General features: G+C 35.1%; 18 protein-coding genes. 5 read left to right on the top strand and 13 right to left on the bottom strand.

The genetic code is table 11. The features are described 5' to 3' along the window. Positions 1 to 137: 137 nt before the first annotated feature. The 13 genes from PXG98_RS10180 to PXG98_RS10120 form a co-directional block, all read right to left on the bottom strand. On the bottom strand, positions 138 to 1,418 hold the full coding sequence (locus tag PXG98_RS10180; protein WP_276390830.1) for a nucleotide sugar dehydrogenase: 1,281 nt from the start codon (positions 1,416 to 1,418) through the stop codon (positions 138 to 140). A 36-nt stretch (positions 1,419 to 1,454) separates the two neighbouring features. Beyond that, positions 1,455 to 2,450, bottom strand: coding sequence for an SDR family oxidoreductase (locus PXG98_RS10175; protein WP_276390828.1), 996 nt, complete (start codon positions 2,448 to 2,450; stop codon positions 1,455 to 1,457). 69 nt (positions 2,451 to 2,519) lie between these two features. Then, positions 2,520 to 3,533: a sulfotransferase gene (locus PXG98_RS10170; protein WP_276390826.1), complete on the bottom strand. Its 1,014-nt coding sequence runs from the start codon at positions 3,531 to 3,533 to the stop codon at positions 2,520 to 2,522. Continuing rightward, positions 3,520 to 3,891: a hypothetical protein gene (locus PXG98_RS10165; RefSeq protein WP_276390825.1), complete on the bottom strand. Its 372-nt coding sequence runs from the start codon at positions 3,889 to 3,891 to the stop codon at positions 3,520 to 3,522. The genes PXG98_RS10170 and PXG98_RS10165 overlap by 14 nt, the downstream gene beginning before the upstream one ends. Positions 3,892 to 4,056: 165 nt before the next feature. Continuing rightward, complete coding sequence (locus PXG98_RS10160) at positions 4,057 to 5,388, bottom strand: arylsulfotransferase family protein (protein ID WP_276390824.1); 1,332 nt, start codon at positions 5,386 to 5,388, stop codon at positions 4,057 to 4,059. A gap of 148 nt (positions 5,389 to 5,536) precedes the next feature. Then, positions 5,537 to 6,793: a sulfate adenylyltransferase subunit 1 gene (locus tag PXG98_RS10155; RefSeq protein WP_276390822.1), complete on the bottom strand. Its 1,257-nt coding sequence runs from the start codon at positions 6,791 to 6,793 to the stop codon at positions 5,537 to 5,539. A gap of 12 nt (positions 6,794 to 6,805) precedes the next feature. Then, entirely contained in the window at positions 6,806 to 7,711 is a 906-nt protein-coding gene (gene cysD, locus PXG98_RS10150; protein ID WP_276390821.1) for a sulfate adenylyltransferase subunit CysD, read from the bottom strand. Between the two features lie 3 nt (positions 7,712 to 7,714). Continuing rightward, a complete protein-coding gene (gene cysC / locus PXG98_RS10145; RefSeq protein ID WP_276390819.1) occupies positions 7,715 to 8,305 on the bottom strand; it encodes an adenylyl-sulfate kinase in 591 nt (196 codons plus the stop codon). Then, a complete protein-coding gene (locus PXG98_RS10140) occupies positions 8,290 to 8,718 on the bottom strand; it encodes a DUF2061 domain-containing protein (RefSeq protein WP_276390817.1) in 429 nt (142 codons plus the stop codon). Before PXG98_RS10140 ends, cysC begins: the two co-directional genes overlap by 16 nt. 4 nt (positions 8,719 to 8,722) lie before the next feature. Beyond that, the gene (gene cysQ / locus PXG98_RS10135) at positions 8,723 to 9,532 is read right to left on the bottom strand and encodes a 3'(2'),5'-bisphosphate nucleotidase CysQ (RefSeq protein WP_276390816.1); all 810 of its coding nucleotides are present in this window, start codon (positions 9,530 to 9,532) and stop codon (positions 8,723 to 8,725) included. A gap of 73 nt (positions 9,533 to 9,605) precedes the next feature. Further along, the gene (locus tag PXG98_RS10130; protein WP_276390814.1) at positions 9,606 to 10,550 is read right to left on the bottom strand and encodes a sulfotransferase; all 945 of its coding nucleotides are present in this window, start codon (positions 10,548 to 10,550) and stop codon (positions 9,606 to 9,608) included. A gap of 70 nt (positions 10,551 to 10,620) precedes the next feature. Further along, positions 10,621 to 11,658, bottom strand: a complete 1,038-nt coding sequence (locus PXG98_RS10125) for an NAD-dependent epimerase (RefSeq protein WP_276390812.1) — start codon at positions 11,656 to 11,658, stop codon at positions 10,621 to 10,623. Continuing rightward, positions 11,655 to 13,052, bottom strand: coding sequence for a nucleotide sugar dehydrogenase (locus tag PXG98_RS10120; RefSeq protein WP_276390810.1), 1,398 nt, complete (start codon positions 13,050 to 13,052; stop codon positions 11,655 to 11,657). Before PXG98_RS10120 ends, PXG98_RS10125 begins: the two co-directional genes overlap by 4 nt. Positions 13,053 to 13,507: 455 nt before the next feature. On the opposite strand from PXG98_RS10120, the gene PXG98_RS10115 reads away from it, so the two are divergent. The 5 genes from PXG98_RS10115 to PXG98_RS10095 form a co-directional block, all read left to right on the top strand. Continuing rightward, on the top strand, positions 13,508 to 14,632 hold the full coding sequence (locus PXG98_RS10115) for an aminotransferase class I/II-fold pyridoxal phosphate-dependent enzyme (protein WP_276391543.1): 1,125 nt from the start codon (positions 13,508 to 13,510) through the stop codon (positions 14,630 to 14,632). Then, entirely contained in the window at positions 14,629 to 16,581 is a 1,953-nt protein-coding gene (locus PXG98_RS10110) for a polysaccharide biosynthesis protein (RefSeq protein WP_276390809.1), read from the top strand. Before PXG98_RS10115 ends, PXG98_RS10110 begins: the two co-directional genes overlap by 4 nt. Positions 16,582 to 16,608: 27 nt before the next feature. After that, complete coding sequence (locus PXG98_RS10105; protein ID WP_276390808.1) at positions 16,609 to 17,391, top strand: polysaccharide biosynthesis/export family protein; 783 nt, start codon at positions 16,609 to 16,611, stop codon at positions 17,389 to 17,391. Between the two features lie 37 nt (positions 17,392 to 17,428). Continuing rightward, the gene (locus PXG98_RS10100; RefSeq protein ID WP_276390805.1) at positions 17,429 to 19,816 is read left to right on the top strand and encodes a GumC family protein; all 2,388 of its coding nucleotides are present in this window, start codon (positions 17,429 to 17,431) and stop codon (positions 19,814 to 19,816) included. Positions 19,817 to 20,090: 274 nt separating this feature from the next. Beyond that, a partial coding sequence (locus tag PXG98_RS10095) for a hypothetical protein (protein WP_276390804.1) occupies positions 20,091 to 20,305 on the top strand: 215 nt, incomplete at its 3' end.

The following is a 20,305-nucleotide window of genomic DNA, read 5'->3' as shown; positions in this document are numbered from 1 at the left end:
TGAACTACACTTTTTTTTAACTTTTAAACGAAAAAAAGACACCCGGGCTTAATTTTCCTCCCTAAGATTGAAGAAATAAAGACAAAAAAAAACCTAGTTATTCTAAATAACTAGGTTTCAAATTATTGTTTAAAATACTAAAGTCGACCATCTACTTTTTCTGAAAGAATACCTTTAACATCATATAATACACCGTTTTCTGCAAGCATAGACCTTAAATCGAGTTCTAGGAAAACACTATGACTTACCGCTAAAACGATAGCATCGTACTTCGTGGATTCTATGTTTGGCGACAATTCAAAGCCAAATTCCGATTTAACTTCTTCTGCCAAGGCCCATGGATCGTATACAGTTACCTCCGTTCCATAGCTCTTTAGGTCTAGAATTACATCTACTGCTTTAGTATTTCTCACATCAGGGCAATTTTCTTTGAAGGTGATTCCCAAGAACAGAATTTTAGAATTTTTGATTTTAATATCTCTCTGCACCATCAATTTTATAACCTCAGAAGATACATATTTTCCCATACTGTCATTCAGCCTTCTTCCGGCCAGAATAATTTCTGGATGATAACCAAATTGCTGCGCTTTTTGAGCAAGATAATACGGATCTACCCCGATACAATGTCCGCCCACTAAACCGGGCTTAAAAGGAAGGAAATTCCATTTGGTACCTGCTGCCTTTAATACCTCATTGGTATCAATGTCCATCAGGTTAAAAATTTTGGCAAGTTCATTCACAAAAGCGATGTTTATATCTCTTTGAGAGTTTTCAATGACTTTTGCAGCTTCCGCCACTTTTATAGAGGGAGCCAAGTGTGTTCCGGCGGTAATTACAGAAGCGTATACCTCATCTATCAGTAATGCTATCTCTTGAGTGGAGCCCGAGGTAACTTTTAAAATCTTTTCAACCGTATGCTCTTTATCGCCTGGATTAATTCTTTCCGGCGAATATCCGGCAAAGAAGTCCCTATTGAAGGTTAGACCACTGATATCTTCCAAAACAGGGATACATTCCTCTTCCGTGACTCCTGGGTAAACGGTAGATTCGTATACCACAATATCCCCTTTCTTAAGTACCTTACCTACTGTTTCACTTGCTTTAAACAGGGGGGTTAAAATTGGTCTGTTAGTGTTATCTACTGGGGTTGGAACGGTAATGATAAAGAAATTACATTCTTTTAAGTCGTCCATAGAATTGGAACACAGCAAGCCAATATCAGAATTTGCTTCTTGTTTTAGTACTTTCTTCAAGGTTTTGCTATCTATCTCTTTTGTAGAATCAATTCCATTAGACAATTCATTTATTCTATTGGAATTAATATCAAAGCCCACAACGGCGTACTTTGTTGCGAACAACCTAGCCAATGGTAATCCAACATAGCCCAATCCGATTACTGCAATTTTTTTATTTTTCATTTCTCAGGGTTTATTCCGATAAACTAGTATCTAGTCTTATAAATTATTCCAATACCAATCTACGGCATTTTTTAAGCCTTGGTTAATATCAAATCTTGGATCATAACCTAAAAGTCTCTTTGCCTTTTCGATAGATGCCAGTGAATGAGGTACATCTCCCAGTCTATTGGGCCCGTGTTTTACCTCAACATTTAAAATGTTCTCATCAAATTTTGACAGATATTGCTTTAAAAGGTCAACAAGTTGATTTAGGTTTGTACGTTCGCCAAAGGCTACATTATACACCGTGTTTAAGGCATTTTTATCTTCTGACATCATTGCACGAATATTCATTTCAATGACATTATCAATATAGGTGAAATCTCGAGAAAAGCTTCCATCTCCATTGATAGTAGGCGATTCATGTCTCATAAGCTGCATTACAAACTTTGGAATAACAGCGGCATAAGCGCCATTTGGATCCTGCTTTCTACCGAATACATTAAAATAACGTAAGCCTATAGTATTTAGTCCGTAGGTCTTATTAAAGACATCTGCGTATAACTCGTTTACGTACTTTGTTACTGCGTATGGGGATAAGGGTTTACCTATTCGATCTTCAATTTTGGGCATTTCCTTAGAATCGCCATAGGTGGACGAACTAGCGGCATAAACAAATCGTTTTACCCCTGCCTCCTTTGCCGCGGTTAACATATTTAGAAAACCAGAAATATTCACTTCATTACTTGTTATAGGGTCCTTTATGGATCTGGGAACAGAACCTAAAGCTGCCTGATGTAATATAAAGTCTGTAGAACTAGCAGCATTTATACAGGTGGTTAGATCTCTGATATCTCCTTCAATTAATTCAAAATTGGAATCGTCCAATAAAGGTTCAATATTGGAAACTTTACCAGTTGCAAAATTATCCAAGCATCGAACGCTGTTGTCATTTTTTAAGAGGACTTCACAAAGATTTGATCCTATAAAACCAGCTCCTCCGGTAACAAGTATTGTCTTTTTAGAAGGTAATGTAAATGGCTTTTGTTTCATTTATAGTTAATTAGGTAGCTATGGCCTTGATTTTTTATTTAGTCTATTGGATACTAATTATCCAAGTTTTTACTCATTTGCGTTAAGCGTATTATATACTTTGATACATTTTTCCAATAAAACCTCATCAAACTCCGTATTGTGGTATTTTGTTGGTTTATAGGGTTTTGCATCCTTGATATTAAAATCAACTTCTAAATATGAGGCAATTCGCTTATAATTTAGGTTTGGTTTTTCAATAAGCTCTTCAAAAGAGACTAGGAGATGTGCGTCATTTTTATGTGCTAAAACATACTCATAATAATTAAGCCATATACTCAACCAATAGTTTAGACTGCTTTTGTCATATTTTATTCTGTTAGATTCAAATTCATCTGTTAATAAAAATGGTTTATGATTCATTCCAAATTCATGGTGACCAAGAAAATTAAAATATTCCAAGTTAAATGGGTCATCGGAATGATCCTTCGAGAAATTCTTATCTAATTTCATTAACGAAGAGGCATGGTCAATTGGATGCCTATAAAGAATTATGACTTTGCTGTTTGGGATTCTTTCTAAGGAAGATATACGAAGAATACTATTGTTATTCTTTGAGATATAACGCTTCTTATTTTTTGCTAAACAAATTAGAGAAACGTAGGTCTCATACTTTTTTAGTATGTCTTCGTCTGGTTCATGTAATTCTAAACCTTCTTCCTTAATATAGGAGTCGTTTAAGAATGCTTTCCAAAAGTATTCATCAAATTCTTCCGGAGAATTTCCGTCGATTACAATACCGTCCTTGTGAGCCCTCTCATGCGATTCAATCTTGGAAACTCTATTCCATAGGTTAGGGCAGAGAAGAAACGGCATATTCGCGTACTGCAGAGAAGCGTAAGCATTGGTATTGAATATCTTTCGCATCACCGCAGTTGTGCCAGATCTCGCTAGCCCGGTTACAAATACAAGCTGCTCTATATTTAAATTTTTTATTCTTGCTCCATTGACAATTTCCTCCATTTCCAAAGTGGCTTTGGAAATGCTATAATTTGAAAGATAAAAGCGGTGTAGAAACTTATCCGTTTTACTATAGCCTGCCATATTTTTTCTTTAAGATGATATATACAAACACCGTTAAAATGGGAAGCAATAAGCCCCACCACGTGACTAAAATATTGGGGTTTAGTTCTGGATTTAAATATTCTAAGACAAACAGACTTAAAAAAGGTGAAATAAAAAGTACTATTCCAAAAATTAGTTTTCCTAACCCTTTTAGTTGTTTAGGAATTAATTGCATCAGCTCCTTCTGTTTCTGATCATCAGCCATACTTTTGTCTGACATCACCCGAAATTGCTCTTTGTAAGCCTTTAGAAGTTCATCTAAGGAGTTTTTAATTTTCGACTTGTCAAACAGTACACAGGATAGAACTGTTAATAAAATTACTACTAAATATGGCAAACTAGCTCTTGTTTGATTTTCCCTTAATAAAACCGAAAAACCGTTTTAATGGAAGCCAAAAAACAGCTACTAAAAAGGCGAAAATTGTTAAAAAAATACCTGAAATAATTGCGATAATACCTCCACCGAGGCCTGGACCTAAATACAAAAACATAATAGTTATTTTTAATTTATTATTCTACTCCAAAAAAGACTTGAAATATATTCTTCATTTAGTCTTTTTACATATTCCATTTTCTTATTTATGGAATCTCCTATAATTATTCTTCCCTGATTGGTTTCTTCAATAAAAATATCTCCATTAGATAAAACATCACATCTACCTGAAGTATATGTCTGAATGTTTTCCTTCCTAAATAGTTCAGAAAAAGGCCTGGAAACGCTATCGTTTGAAATGTGGTAGACATACGCATTGTTATTGGGTCTGGCCTTAGGAAAATAAAGGTTTTTTGTCGTTAATCTAGGGTCTATAATACTTTCCTCTCGGATTACGTCATTGCCAAATACTAATACCTTATCATTGCCATAGAAATCTACATCGTGCTGATTAAACCAGGGACCAGATTTAAGCCAAATAATTTTATTCGTCGAAGGTCGATATAAAAAGATGGCACTTAAATTTCTGCAAGAAACTAATAGATCGCCTTTATTCCAATGTTCTGTATCGGTTAAGGCCGGTTGAATATCATTTAAATGAATAGGGTCACTGTTTGTTTGCCCTTTTGCCGTTAACAAGTCTTGATAACCGTTTTCTATCAAAATAGAAATCACCGACTTATCAAATATTTCATTACCCGATTCTGGGTCTATTTTGGTAATATGATCATCTAATAAATGCTTTTTATACATTTCGTAGTCATCTGGAAAAAAATCGTACTCATCTGAAATAAAAGGTCTTGTACACGAATAGATATTGTTTTCATGATCTAACTCCAATGTATGATGATAAGTCCGATCATTTTTTAACCAGAGTATCTCACTATTACCATCAATTTTAGCCAATAAACTCGTTAATTGGGCAGTAAACATCAAAGTGTTATCTTCTAACAATAATGGATGCATAAAATAAAGATCACTACCTTCTGCCGGTCTTCTAGGATTATCCTCGTTATAGGCCATTGCATAAAGTTCTTTGTTATTCGGCGTCCATTGTTTTAGTACTTGACCGTTATTTAAGTCTATTAAATCAATTTTTTGATTAAACGGCTCATCTTTATAAGTAACTAAGAGTTTTGGGTATGTCTTGTCTATTTTACTATCAAAACTATTAAGACCGTCCTTGGAATTATTGTTTAAGACAAAAAACTCTGCAGGTGAAACAACATGTTTGATAATTGACGGTATTTCCGCCATAAATTTGAGTGGCTTGGCCATAAATCCTAATCGCCCTATTCCTCCATCTTTCGATTCATAAATATTCCTTATGCTAGAGGCAAGTAGGACAGAAAAAATAAGTAAACCAACAATTCCAATAAAATATAATCGCAATTTTTTCATAAACCAAAGAAAAGTACTATCTGCTTAAAGCTTAACGATTTTATTTTTTATTCGATTAATATTAAAAAATATCGATAAGCACACCGTTAAGTTAATATTAACGATTTTTCATGAACTATATTATCCTATTTTTTAATCGGATTACCGATTAAACAATCATCCCAGCTGCAACTGTCTCATGGGTAGTGTCATCAACGAGTATAATACTCCCAGTGGTCCGGTTTTCTCGATAGGGATCAATCATTAAAGGTTTTGTCGTCCTTATTTTAACTTTGGAAATATCATTCATATTCAGGTCTTTGTCATCTGTGTTACGACCCAGTGTATTAATATTTATCTTATACACTACTTCTTTGATCATAGCTTTTTGTTCATTAGACGTATGCCTGATGGTATATTTAGCTCTTGGTTTGGCCGGATTGTTGTGTAGCCAACACAGCCATACTTCTATATCTTGAGAGGCTTCAGGAACATTAGTACTCCTTACAATCATATCACCTCTTCCAATATCAATATCGTCTGTTAATGTCAGTGCTACGGACATAGGAGCGAATGCCTCCTCTAACTTACCACTAGGTCCTTGTATGGATTCAATTACAGAGGTGAACCCTGATGGCATTACCGTAACACTATCTCCAGTTCTCAATACGCCTCCGGCTACTCTGCCTGCATAGCCACGGTAGTCGATAAACCCTTCTCTTTGGGGCCTCAAGACTGTTTGTACAGGAAATCGAGCATCCACTTTATTGATATCACTGCTAATATGTATCGTTTCAAGAGTGTGTAAGAGAGCACCTCCTTGGTACCAGTCCATATTTTCTGATCTATTCACTACATTATCTCCTAAAAGGGCACTTATAGGAATAAATCGAATATCCATTACAATGAATTTTGAAGAAAAGGCCTCAAATTGCTTAATAATATCATTGTAAACTTCTTCAGAGAAGTCTACTAAATCCATTTTGTTTATGCACACAATAACATGGGGGATATTCAAAAGAGATGCAATAAATGCATGTCTTTTTGTTTGTTCTATAACCCCGTGCCTTGCGTCGATAAGTATTATTGCTGCATTAGCTGTGGAAGCACCTGTAACCATATTACGGGTATACTGAATATGTCCTGGAGTATCCGCAATGATAAACTTTCTTTTGGGTGTTGTAAAATATCTATACGCTACGTCTATAGTAATTCCTTGCTCTCTTTCATCCCTTAAACCATCGGTAAATAAGGCAAGATCCACACCCTCATGACCTCTTTGCTTACTAGTATTCTCAATAGCCTCCAGTTGGTCTTCAAAAATTGACTTAGAATCATACAATAATCTTCCAATAAGTGTGCTTTTTCCGTCATCTACACTTCCTGCAGTAGTAAATCGTAATAATTGATTGTTATTTATTTCCATCTTTTATCAATTTTAAAAATAACCTTGTTTTTTTCTGTCTTCCATGGCATTTTCCGATCTTTTGTCATCGGTTCTATTACCCCTCTCTGTTTGTCGCATTGCTGAAACTTCCTGAACGATTTTTTCTAAAGTATCGGCCTCCGACTCAATACCTCCTGTTATCGTAATATCACCCAAGGTTCTAAATCTAATCTTTTTCTTCTCTATTGTCTCGTTTTCATGAAGTGTTAAAAACTCGGAATTAGGGATCCAAGAATCATTACGCCATACTACCTCTCTTTCATGGGCAATATACAAAGATGGAATCTCTATTTGTTCTCTTTTAATATAGTTCCAAACGTCCATTTCGGTCCAATTACTAATTGGAAATACCCTAAAATGTTCTCCCTCGAAATGGTTACCATTAAAGATATTCCATAGTTCAGGTCTCTGATTTTTCGGATCCCACTGCCCAAAATCATCTCTATGGGAGAAAAAACGTTCTTTTGCTCTAGCCTTTTCTTCATCTCTACGTCCACCACCAATGGCACAGTCTATTTTATTGGCCTCGATAGTGTCTAATAAGGTAGTGATTTGAAGCGCGTTTCTCGTTGCATGTTTTCCTTGTTCTTCAGCAACCCTACCTTGATCAATTGAATCTTGTACCAAACCTACGATTAGTCTCACATCGAGTTCGGCCACTAAATCATTTCTAAACTTAATCGTCTCTGGAAAATTATGTCCCGTATCTACATGCATTAATGCAAAAGGTATCTTACTGGGATAGAATGCTTTTTTGGCTAGATGTGTTACCACAATAGAGTCTTTACCACCTGAAAAAAGAATTACAGGGTTTTGGAATTGGGCCCATACTTCTCTTAAAACATAAATCGCTTCAGATTCTAATTCATCTAAATAATTCAAAAAATACTTACTCATTTTTTAAAGAGTTAATTTGTTTTTAATTTTATCAAATATCAATGCTGCCGCTTCTTCTGCAGTATTTTTTTCTGTGACAATGACATCTGCATTATCAGGATTCTCATATGGAGCTGAAATTCCGGTCATATTTTCAATCTCTCCATTTCTTGCTTTTTTATATAGACCTTTAACATCTCTTGCTTCGCAAACTTCTAAACTTGTGTTTACAAATATCTCTATATAATTTTTAGTACCAACAGTTTTGGCAATAAAGGCTCTATCCTTTTTGTAAGGAGCAACAAATGCGGCTAGTACAATTATGCCAGCATCAATAAATAGTTTAGAAATTTCTCCTATTCGTCTAAGATTTTCAGACCTGTCTTCCGGGCTAAAACTCAATCCTCTATTTATGCCTCTTCGGACATTATCCCCATCCAGAACATAGGTTTTATAATCATTTTGAAATAACAATTCTTCTAGAATATTTGCAATAGTGGATTTGCCGGAACCAGAAAGTCCTGTAAAAAAGATTAAAAATGACTTATGTCCATAAGCCGTATTTCTGGCCTTCCTATTTATTTTATAGGAGTGTTTTATTATATTTTTTTCCATTCTTCTGCATTATTTCTTTTGGGTAAACCAAAATTGATTCGGTACCACGCTCTTTCATGAAGATAGTATAGAACCATTTTAGTTATCACTTCGGCCATTCCAATTTTCAGGCCTGTCATAGCGTTACCAGAAATCAACCACGACAAGAGAATAGTATCAATAGTCCCAATTAACCTCCATGTAATTGTCTTTATAACATGCCTTTTACGACTATCTGCAATTCCAATATTAAACCAAATACGTTCATGAAAATAGTACAAAACCATTTTGGTTACTACTTCTGAAAATCCAATTTTTAAGCCAGTAAGCGGGTTGCCTGAAATAATCCACGACAGCAAAATAGTATCGATACTACCTACAAGGCGCCATGTTATGGTTTTAGCCAAATGTCTTTTATGTGAAATATTTCGCATTAGCCTATTGTCTGACTATAAAATAAGGATTTAATAGATTCTCTTTATTGTATTTCAAGGGTTTATCCGTTTCTTTTGATATTACTTGGAGACCTACGGCTTCACAGATGGCCTGTCCAGCTGCAGTATCCCATTCCATGGTAGGTGCAAATCGAGGATATACATCCGCTTTCCCTTCAGCAACCAAGCAAAACTTTAAAGAACTTCCTTTCGAAACTATTTCAACTCCTTCATATTTATGCTTAAGCTCTTCAATAAATAGTTCAGTGTCAGAATTCATATGAGATCTACTACCAACTACTCTTATTGAATTTGTATTAGTCATACTAGGCTTAATTTCATCTTCTGATTGAAATAAACTGTCAAAGTCTAATTTATGATTCTCCCCCAATTTAGTTTTATATGCAGCCGTACCTTTTATATTTGTATAGTATAATTCTCTGCTTACAGGGACATAAATAACTCCAATATTTGGTTCGTTTATGCTAAATAGCGCAATATTAACTGTAAATTCGCCATTTCTTTTTATAAATTCTTTGGTTCCATCTAATGGATCAACGATCCAGCATTTAGCCCATGACTTCCTTTCATTATAGGGTTTATTTTTTATTTCTTCATTTATAATTGGTATCCCAGTGGGTTCGAGATGCTTATTTATAATTAAACTTGCAGCTTTATCTGCCTCAGTTAAAGGAGAATTATCTTCTTTTAATTGGGATACATAAGAAGGGGCATTGTATACTTCGAGTATTGAAACCCCAGCCTGTACAGAAGCTCTAATTACTGTTTCTAAAATTACATTATCTATACTCATACCTTCTAAATTTTTGTAGTTTGGTTCTTTTATTTGAATAGTAAACAACTATCGATTAGGCTTTAAATCTATTTTAAGAAACACCCTTATTCTTTGGTAAAGGCTGGTAACCATATCTTCTTAATGTTTTTCCTGCAATCCTATAAAATGTTCTCTGCTTTTCAAAATCTAATTGTTCCTCCCAATCCGTATTCAATTTAATTTTAATAGATTTTTGATTTCTGAGTCTATTCCCTTCCATAATATGGCTTTTGTCATTAGCCAAACTTCCTTTTATTACATCCAAAAGATGTTTCGGATCTACTTCAGCAACTTTTGCTATTCGCTCTAAAGTTCTGTCGGTATGCAGAGCTAAATCCTCATATTTTATACGTAAGCCATTTTTCGCCCGCTTTAAGACAAAATCAGATTGTCTATTTGCTATTAACCAAAATAGGGCAGTTCTTGATACTTTTCTCTTTCTAATGTTTTCTCTTCTGGAGTTCTTCAATGAAAAGGCTAAACTCCTACCGTCTCTAACTAAATGAATCAGCTTTAAGTCAATATTGGGATGCTTTAAAAGCGCAAAAGCCCGCAAAGGATTTTTAGAAATATCGATTAATATTGGCTTTTTACTATGATTGATTATTGATGAAAGATAGTGATAAGTATTATCTTGGTAATTTTTATAAAGAGCTCTTTTACTTGGATAATTCAAAATTAAATTAAGCCAGGCAATCGGGGACTTAAAATTTTCAACCACATTTTTTGATTGAAAAACATATTGGTTAAATGAATCAATACCCACATTGGATTTCCATTCCTCCAGTATACTGGCCCAATAAGTGCATTCTTCTACACGCTCACCACAAGAACAACTAAAATTCTCCTCTTTAAGCCTATGAATAGTATATATTTCTCCAGGACCAGAAATTTTTGGGTGATTCCCTAAAATAATACTCATAAGGGTTGATCCGGACCTTCCAGAACCCATGCAATATATTACCTTTAATTTTTCTCGTTGTTCTGTTTCAGACATTGGATAGTTCTTTTAGGTTTGTACTTTAGAAAGAATCTTTTATATAATTATTTGTAAATATGCTATATTCTCAATTTCCATGTTCGATGGAATAGTAAGACTTATACCATGAAATAAACTCTTCAACTCCTTTTTTAATTGGGGTATTTGGTTGGTAATTATAGTCTTTTATTAAAGCATCTACATTTGCCCATGTTCTGGTTACATCACCTGCCTGCATTGGGAGCATTTCTTTTTTAGCTTCAATAGATAAGGTTTCTTCAATGGCTTTTATAAAATCCATTAATTTTACAGAATTATTGTTACCTATATTATATATTTTGTACAAAGTATTTGGATCCTTTCTTTCATTTACAGGCAACTCAATAATTCTAACAACCCCTTCCGTAATATCTTCAATATAGGTAAAATCACGTTCTAAATTCCCATGATTAAATACCTTAATTGGTTGGCCTTTAAGGATGGCATCTGTAAACAAAAACATGGCCATGTCTGGTCTTCCCCAAGGTCCGTACACGGTAAAGAAACGCAATCCTGTTGAAGCAAATCCATATAAATGACTATAGGTATGGGCCATTAGTTCGTTGCTTTTTTTAGAGGCAGCGTAGAGACTAATGGGATTGTCGACCGAATCTGTGGTTTCAAAAGGTACCTTGCTATTTAAACCATAAACACTGGAACTACTGGCGTAGACCAAATGTTTTATATTAAAGTTTCTGCAATTCTCAAGTATATTTAAAAAGCCTACTATATTACTATCTACATATGCCTCAGGATTTTCAAGGCTATAACGTACCCCTGCCTGAGCAGCCAAATTACATACTACTTCAAAACCCTCCTCTTTGAATAGAAGTGGAAGATTTTCTCTGTCTTCTAATGATAGTCTAATGAAACTAAAGTTTGGATTACTATTACTGCGAGAAATAACATTAAAAATCTCAGCTTTATTTCTTTCTATGCCGAGTTCCGTAAGTCTCCCGAATTTAAGCCCAACATCGTAATAATCATTTATGTTGTCCAAACCAACTACCGAATGACCATGATCCAATAACTTTTTAGAGACGTAAAATCCAATAAAACCGGCCGCGCCGGTAACTAAAATCTTCATGACTGACCAATTTTATAATATTTAAATCCTATGGCATCCATAGTATCTTTATCTAAAAGTCTTCTACCGTCAAAAATAAAGGCGGGTTTTAGCATTAAATTGTAGATTTCAGACCAATCGTATGCTTTAAACTCGTCCCATTCTGTTAGGATTGCTATAGCATGTGCATCCTTAGAGGCTTCAATCGGATCCGAACAAATTTTTAATAGTTTCCGATTTTCTTCTGGGGACCTTGTGTTAAGGTAATCTAGATCCGCATAAATTGTTTCTGCGGATACTTTTGGATCATAGATAACTAATTCTGCTTTTTCGTCCAATAAGGCGTCGGCAACATAAATGGCAGCAGATTCTCTGGTGTCATTGGTGTCTTTTTTAAACGCCCAGCCATAAAAAATTATTTTTTTCCCTGCTACGGTATTGTATAGAGTAGTAATAATATTTTCTGCAAAACGTCTCTTTTGGTAATCATTCATTATAATCACTTGCTCCCAATAATCAGCAACTTCGTTTAAGCCAAAACTTCTGGAAATATAAACCAAGTTTAAAATGTCTTTTTGAAAACAAGATCCACCGAATCCTACGGAAGAGCTTAAAAATTTTGAACCAATCCTGCTATCATACCCTATTGCTCTTGAAACCTCTTGCACATTCGCATCCGTTTTTTCGCAGAGCGCGGAAATAGCGTTTATCGAAGACACTCTTTGCGCTAGAAAGGCATTTGCTACTAGTTTGGAAAGCTCAGAAGACCATACATTTGTCTGAAGTATTCTCTCCTTAGGTAACCAGTGTTCATAAATGGAGCTTAAGGCATCTTTGGCTTCTTGACCACTAGGAGTATCCTGTCCGCCAATTAGGACCCTATCTGCATTTAGGAGGTCATCAATAGCTGTACCTTCTGCCAAAAATTCCGGATTGGATAAAATTTCAAAATTTACCCCATTCCCAGTGTTGTCTAATATACTTTTAATGGCCTCCGCCGTTCTTACCGGCAGGGTAGATTTTTCTACTACAATCTTATCAGTCTTAGCAACCTTGGCAATGTTTCTAGCACATAATTCGATATATTTTAAATCTGCAGCCTGGCCTTTGCCCTTTCCATAGGTTTTAGTCGGTGTATTTACTGAAATAAAAATTATCTCGGAATTATCAATGGCCTTATCTACTTCGGTAGAAAAAAATAAATTCTTTCCCCTGCTTTCGGCCACAATTTCTTTTAGACCTGGTTCGTAAACTGGAAGTTCATCCAAATTAGAACTATTCCATTTCGCGATTCGATCTTCATTAATATCAACAACGGTAACATTGATATCTGGACATTGCTTGGCAATAACAGACATTGTCGGTCCACCGACATAACCAGCACCAATACAACAAATATTCTTTATACTTTTCATAGTGAGATTTGATAAATGAGGAGCAAATATTATAAATAATTATTGAACCATAATTAATATTGTTGTTAAACGCATCAATTTTGATGTTGAAAGGCACAAAAGTCAAAATATTAGATGTGCCAGATGTTATACGTTAGTTCAAAAGAGTTTTGAATGGTGCTACTTTTAAAATAATGAGGTTGTTAAGTATGTTTATTGGGTAAATCGCAATAGTAATTCTTAAAAACCGACAATATGATCATTTTAACGAAATAAGATATTCTTTTTTATGGTCTATGATGAAGGATACTTATTTTTACACCCGGAAAGTATAGGAGTTTTACTTTTCCAAGGCTTTTAGAAAGAACTGAATATGTTGTATCTTGTAGATGGACTAAAAATTAGTTTTGAAAAAGCAAACATGTCTCGAGAACGACATGCCAAAGGTTAATTTAATTAAAAATTACAAATCCTTGATGACCAAGACCAAAATATGGCTTTCTTCCCCACACATGGGAAATCTTGAGCAGGTATATGTAAAAGAAGCCTTTGATACCAATTGGGTTGCTCCTTTAGGACCTAACGTCAATCAGTTCGAAATTGCCCTTGAAGAATATCTGGAAGAAGATTCTAAGGTGGCAGCTTTGAGCTCAGGTACAGGAGCATTGCATTTGGCATTAGAGATTTTAGGGGTTGGTTATGGAGATGAAGTGTTGTGTCAAAGTTTTACATTTTCAGCTTCTGCTAATCCTATAACATACTTAGGAGCTACTCCTGTATTTATAGATAGTGAAAAGGATACCTGGAACATTGATCCTGTTTTATTAGAAGAGGCCATTATTGAACGTATGGCCCTTGGTAAAAAACCAAAAGCAATCGTTGCAGTACATTTATATGGTATGCCATATAAAGCCAGAGAGATTACTACAATTTCCCAAAAATATAATATTCCGATAGTGGAAGATAGTGCTGAAGCTTTGGGGAGTACTTTTAATGGCCGTAAATGTGGCACGCTGGGTACTTTAGGAGTATTGTCTTTTAATGGAAATAAAATTATTACAACTTCTGGTGGCGGTGCACTTGTGTGTCAGGACCAGAATATAAAAAATAAAGCCATTCATTTGGCCACCCAGGCAAGAGATAAAGCACCGCATTATGAACATTCAAAAATTGGATATAATTATAGGTTAAGTAATGTTCTTGCCGGTATAGGAAGAGGTCAGATGGCCGTTTTGGAAGATAGAGTTAAAGCCAGAAGGTTTAACTATAACTTTTATGAAAATTCTTTGGAACTTTCATCAAGTTTTGAATTTTTAAATGAACCGCAAGGTTCGTATTCCAATAGATGGTTATCTTGTATGTTAACTCCATCTTATGAAGCCCGAGAAAAAATAAGACGTAGCCTTGAAGAGGAGGATATTGAGACAAGACCACTTTGGAAGCCTATGCATTTGCAACCTATATTTAAGGATAACCCATTTTATACGAATGGTGTATCAGAAGATCTTTTTAAACGTGGACTTTGTTTGCCCAGCGGGTCCAATCTGAGTGAGGATGACTTACACAGAATAGTGAACTTAATCCTAAAAGTAAAGTTATGATTAAAGACTACCTTGTTAACAATGCCCATAGATATGCCTCTAAATGGCTTGTCTTGGCTATTGATATTACCTTGATATCAATAAGTTTTATTCTATCGTATTTTATACGGTTTAATCTTACCCTAAACTTTGATACCGAACGTCTTTTCCTTCAGCTACCTCTAGTTGCAGGAATTGCATGTATAGCCTTTCTATTAACTGGTTCTTATAAAGGAGTGGTTCGGCATACCGGGGTTCGAGATGTCTATAATATTTTTAATGCTATTTGCTTGTCAAGTATAGTGACCATTTTCTTGGTTATTGTAAATAGGCAGATAAGTGTTATGGATGGGTTTACGATTCCTTTGTCGATTATAATAATACATAGTTTAATAAGTTTTATAGTCTTAACTGCTTCTAGGTACCTTTTTAAGGCGATGTATTACAACCTTAAAAGAGGATTTAAAGCTTCGAAAAATGTATTGGTTTACGGAGCGGGAGAGGCTGGATTACTTACATTTAATGCTCTTACGGCTCATACAGCAAGTTATACAAATGTTGTTGGATATATCGATGATGATCCCAAAAAGGTCGGTAAGAACCTTAACGGAATAAGAGTCTATGGACGTAATGAATTAAATGCTTTTCTAATTGATAAAAGAAATGTATCAGAAATAATTGTTGCCATTCATAACGAGGGGAACGGATTTTTAAAGGAGTTAGTAGAAAGTCTTGTAGAATTTCCGGTACAGGTTAAAATTGTTCCTCCGGTAGACAATTGGATCAACGGAGAGCTAAAGGTGTCCCAGATAAAACAAGTACAAATAGAGGACTTGTTAAATAGGGCACCTATTTCAATAAAGAATTCCAAAATATCTAATGAATTAAAGGATAAAGTGATAATGGTTACTGGTGGTGCCGGTTCTATTGGTAGTGAAATTGTTAGGCAAATAACCAGCTATGATTATAAGTCTCTTCTTATTATTGATCATGCCGAATCAGCACTTTATGACTTACAACAAGAATTAAAGCAAAAAGGAATACATAATATTATTCCGATCGTTGGAGATATTCGGGATAAAAATAGAATGAATTCTTTTTTCCAGGAGTATAGACCCAATATTGTATTTCACGCAGCCGCATATAAACATGTTCCTTTAATGGAATATAACGCATATGAAGCCATAAAAATAAACGTTGCAGGAACAAAGGTATTGGTAGATCTTGCCGCTAACTATAAGGTAGAAAAATTTGTTTTCGTATCTACAGATAAAGCTGTTAACCCAACTAACGTCATGGGTGCTACCAAAAGAATAGCTGAAATGTACATTAGTTGTAAACACCAAGAAAGTAAAACCCGTTACATTACTACAAGATTCGGGAATGTTTTAGGGTCTAATGGTTCGGTTATCCCACTGTTTAAGAAGCAAATAGATCAAGGAGGCCCCCTAACAGTGACTCATAAAGATATTACTAGATATTTTATGACCATTCCAGAAGCGTCTCAGTTAGTGCTAGAAGCTGGTGCCATGGGTAGAGGAGGGGAGATATTTATATTTGATATGGGTAAATCGGTGAAGATTTTTGATTTAGCTAAAAACATGATCAAACTATCCGGACTAAGATATCCGCATGATATAGATATTAAAGTAGTTGGATTGAGACCTGGAGAAAAGCTTTATGAAGAATTATTAGCTAGTGGAGAAAATACACTGCCTACTTATCATAAAAAAATTATGATTAGTAAAGTCCGAGAGTTGGATTATGCAGATGTAAGGTCTAAAATTGACGAATTATGTGTTTCTAATATGTTTTTCAATGCAGATACGGTTGGCTTAATGAAAAAAATTGTGCCGGAATATGTTTCGAACAATTCGGATTTCTGTAAGCTAGATGAAGAAGAATCAAAAAGCGGGAAAGTAATGCCTACTAAAAAGGACAAAGAGATCAAAAGAATATTTCAATCATAAATTTTACTTGCCAAAAGCCATTTACTTATGTATTTAAAAAAACAAGCAACCATTTTACAAAAGTTAGTACTATTTAGTCTAACAATTCTGTTAGCTTCTTGTGGTGCAACGAGAGAAGAAGTAGTTTACTTCCAGGACACAGGGGATTTCGAAACCATTGTAGACAACAACCGTTCGTCTACAAAATTTAAGGTAGACGACGTTATTTCTATTCATGTGTCTTCGTTAGATCCTGAAGCCAGCGCACCTTTTAATCTCTATAGAGGACAGTCTGAAGGTGGGTTTAGACCGGAACAAGTGGATTATCTAATTGATCAGGATGGGATGATTGATTTTCCAGTAATCGGAAAGGTTAGTGTTGAAGGACTTTCTCCTGATGAACTCCGCGTGTTGCTTAGGGATTTGTTGTCTGACTATTTAAAGGATCCAATTATTAATATAAGATTAAGAAATTTTACTATAACTGTTTTAGGTGCTGTTAATAGGCCAGGAACTTACCCGGTTTCAGGAGAGAGGATTACTGTTATGGAAGGTTTGGGATTGGCCGGTGACCTTTCCTTATATGCCGAGAGAACAAATGTTTTGGTAGTTCGCGACTTTGATGGCACAAAAGTATATACGAGAATAGACCTTACCTCTAAGGAATTGGCAAAGTCCCCGGTATATTATTTAACTCAAAATGATGTGATATACGCCGAACCTAATAAAGCAGGAAGAAACGCAACACAGATTGGTCCTCAAACCGCCATTTATGTTACACTGTTTTCTTTATTTGTTACTTCTGCTGTTCTTATTATTACACGTCGTTAACGAAAATTTTATTTAAGAAATAGCATTTTTTATACTTATGGAGAATCAAAACACAATACATTCTAGCCATAACAAGCTGGATTACAAGGAATTAATACGGCCTTATTTGAAGCATTGGAGATGGTTTGTACTATCTGTTATTTGCACATTATTTCTTGCATTCGTCTATGTTAGGTATGCTACCCCGAAATATGCCGTGCAGGCCAAAATACAGGTTGTTCAAGATCAGGCCAGTACTTCAGAACTTACTGCCTTTAGGGATTTAGAACTATTAGGCGGTGGGAATACAAAAGTTGAAGATGAAATAGAAATCCTTAATTCCAGAACCAATTTAATGGAGGTTGTCAAGGATTTGGGGCTAAATGTTAAGATCTTATCACTAGGAAATATACATAATACAGAGCTTTACGAAAATCCTCCATTTAAGATAAATTTTCTTATACCAGATTCCTTAGTATACCTTTCCACAGACGAATTTTTTATCGAGGTACTGTCGGAAACGACTTTTTCGTATGCAGACGAAAAAGACAGCCCAATTAAGGTATACAGTTTTGGAAATACAATTACTTCGCCGATCGGGGAATTTGTAGTACTGCCAAATGAAGACAACATGATAAAGCATTTGGATAGAGATTTCAAAGTTACTATTAGTCCAGTTTCATTAGTTGCTCAGTTCTTTCAAAAGAACCTCCTCATTTCAATCGCGGAAGAATACTCTAACATTGTTATTATTAGTCTTAACGGTCCAGTAATTAAAAAATCTTTGGATATAATTAATACACTAATTGATACTTATAACGGAAACGCCATAGAAGACAAGAGAATTATAGCAGACCGTACAACGGAGTTTATTAATGACAGGATAACCGATATTTACGGAGATCTTAGTCAGGTTGATCAGAGTGCTGAAGATTTCAAAGAAGGACGCGGGATTACCGATGTGGCTTCGCAATCTAATATTGATTTAAATGTTGGAGCTTCTAATAGACAAGAACTTCAGAACAGGACTATTCAATTAAATATAGCCGCTTCCATGAAGGATATTGTGGATAACCAATCAGAATACGAAGTACTTCCTTCAAATGTTGGTTTGGATGATCCTTCAATTGCTAATACTACTGCCCGTTATAATGAATTGGTCTTAGAACGAAATAGACTATTAAAAAGTTCCAATGAAAAGAACCCAATTATTGTTAATGTAGATCAACAATTACAGGGATTAAGAAGGAATTTACAGTCTAGTTTAGCCAGTATGACGAACAATCTTAACCTGCAGGTTAATAATTTAAGTCGCCAGCAATCTTCTATTAATGCTAGTATCTATGCGGCTCCAGGTAATGAAAGAGCCTTAAGAGATATTACCCGACAACAACAAACAACAGAGGCATTATACCTGTATTTACTTCAAAAAAGAGAAGAATCTCAAATTGCATTTGCCTCTACCTCTCCTAAATCTAAAGTTATCGATAGAGCATATGCGGCAAATAATTTACCAGTTTCACCTAAAAAATCTATTGTTTTACTAGTTGCATTATTATTAGGGTTTATTTTTCCTTTTTCTGCAATTTATGCTCATCAATTATTAGATAATAAAGTACATAATAAGGTAGGTCTTGAGAAGCATATTGGGAGCATACCAGTTTTGGCAGAATTACCTAAAATAGGCAAAAATGAAAGTACCCTAGTGAGGAGTGGTGAACGAACAGTTTTATCCGAGGCCTTAAGAATTTTGAGAACAAACCTCGATTATCTATTAAAAGGGAAAGTTTCGGGTCATAAGGGAAATATAATATTTGTAACCTCTAGTGTTCCCGGAGAAGGAAAGACACTGGTCGCATCTAACTTGGCGATGATTTTTGCCAATACTAAGAAGAAGGTCCTTCTAATCGGAGCAGATATTCGTAATCCAAAAATATACCAGTTTTATTCTGGAAAACATGTAGATAAATTGGGCAAACCTTATAGAAATAAAGAAAACTTAGGACTTACGGATTACTTGGTAAACCCTGCAGTTTCTGAAAGTGAAATTATTACTTCCATTCTAGCCCATGAACAGACGGTAGATGTTGTTTTTTCTGGTAAGATACCTCCAAATCCAGCGGAGTTGTTGTTGAGTGAAAGGATGAAGGAGTTATTGGATAAAGCTTCAGAAGACTATGATTATGTTATTGTAGATACGGCACCTTTAATGGTAGTATCAGATACCTTGTTAATAAGTGAATTTGCGGATCAAATTTTATATGTCACACGGGCAGGTTTTACGGAATTAAAAGCTTTAGAGTTCCCGGTGCGACTGCGAAAAGAAGGTAAATTAAAAGGCCTATCTTTTATTGTCAATGGTGTTAAATCTACTAATTTGGGTTATGGCGGTAAATACGGTTATGGCTACGGAAAAACTACCCAAGCCTGGTGGAAGTTTAATTAAATTATTTAGTCAGGGCCTATTGTTTTTTATCCAAAAAGCCTTGGGGATTTAGAATCTTTACTTTCTGGCTGAGACTCTAAGTTTATATAGTCAGTTTTACAATTGCTAAAATCAGCTAAAACGGTTCTTTTTTTAATGGAATAGGGGGGATTTTTAGAACCTCTTACCGATATTTTGCTAGGCTTAATCGATTAAAGGACAACAGAATATCTTAACACCATCTTAATATGTAACTTTGTTGACATTTCGGATATTTGTGATTTAAATTTTTGCTATGATAAAAAATTACTCATTCATCTTTACACTTCTTATTCTCGCAATTACATGCGGCTTTAACCTTAAGGCCCAGGACGCCTCTGTGGAAGGTTCGTGGAGTGATCCCATAGGATTTGGAATAGTTCCTGTAGCGGTTGCTAACCTACCTGATGGTCGTTTAATCACCTGGTCTTCTCAGTTTCGGGACACCTATGTTGCTACGGGCGATGGTGC

This window comes from Eudoraea chungangensis, from assembly GCF_029360665.1.
GTDB lineage: Bacteria > Bacteroidota > Bacteroidia > Flavobacteriales > Flavobacteriaceae > Eudoraea > Eudoraea chungangensis.
The sequence above is the reverse complement of the archived record's forward strand: the minus strand, read 5'-3'. Positions and strand labels throughout refer to the sequence as shown.